The sequence below is a fragment of the Robiginitalea marina genome, assembly GCF_024006985.1.
Classification (GTDB): domain Bacteria; phylum Bacteroidota; class Bacteroidia; order Flavobacteriales; family Flavobacteriaceae; genus Robiginitalea; species Robiginitalea marina.
The window spans coordinates 1-521 of sequence record NZ_JAMXIB010000035.1; the positions used below are offsets into that span (position 1 = coordinate 1).

Sequence of the window (521 nt, forward strand, 5' to 3'; positions counted from 1 at the left end):
TGGTCGTCCGTGGAGACATAGCCCGAGAGGTCCACATCTTGCGTGCCCCCGTTCTCCAGGGTCAGCGTCAGGGTGTTGCCCGTAAGGCTGAAGTCCGTGATCTGCTGGTCATCGGTGTTATCCAGGTAGGGCGTCAGGTCGACGGTGCCCCCGTCTTCCAGGGTCAGGGTGTTGCCGCTCAGGCTAAGCCCCTGGTCGTCGGTGCCCACCAGGCTTGACAGGTCCACGTTGGCTGAAGAACCGTTCTCAATGTCGATCTGAAGGGTGGTGCCGGTCAAAGTGGCGCCGGTCAGGTTCTGGTCATCGGTGTTGTCCAGGTACGGGGCCAAATCCACAGTGTTCCCGTCCTCAATCCCAAGGGTATTCCCGCTAAGGGTCAGGTTCTGGTCGTCCGTGGAGACATAGCCCGAAAGGTCCACATCTTGCGTGCCCCCGTTCTCCAGGGTCAGCGTCAGGGTGTTGCCCGTAAGGCTGAAGTCGGTGATCTGCTGGTCGTCCGTGTTGTCCAGATAGGGCGTCAG

General features: G+C 60.7%; 1 protein-coding gene. It reads right to left on the reverse strand.

The window, feature by feature from the left end:
* The coding region (locus NG653_RS14650) for a hypothetical protein (RefSeq protein ID WP_252742456.1) at window positions 1-521 on the reverse strand (521 nt) is incomplete at both ends.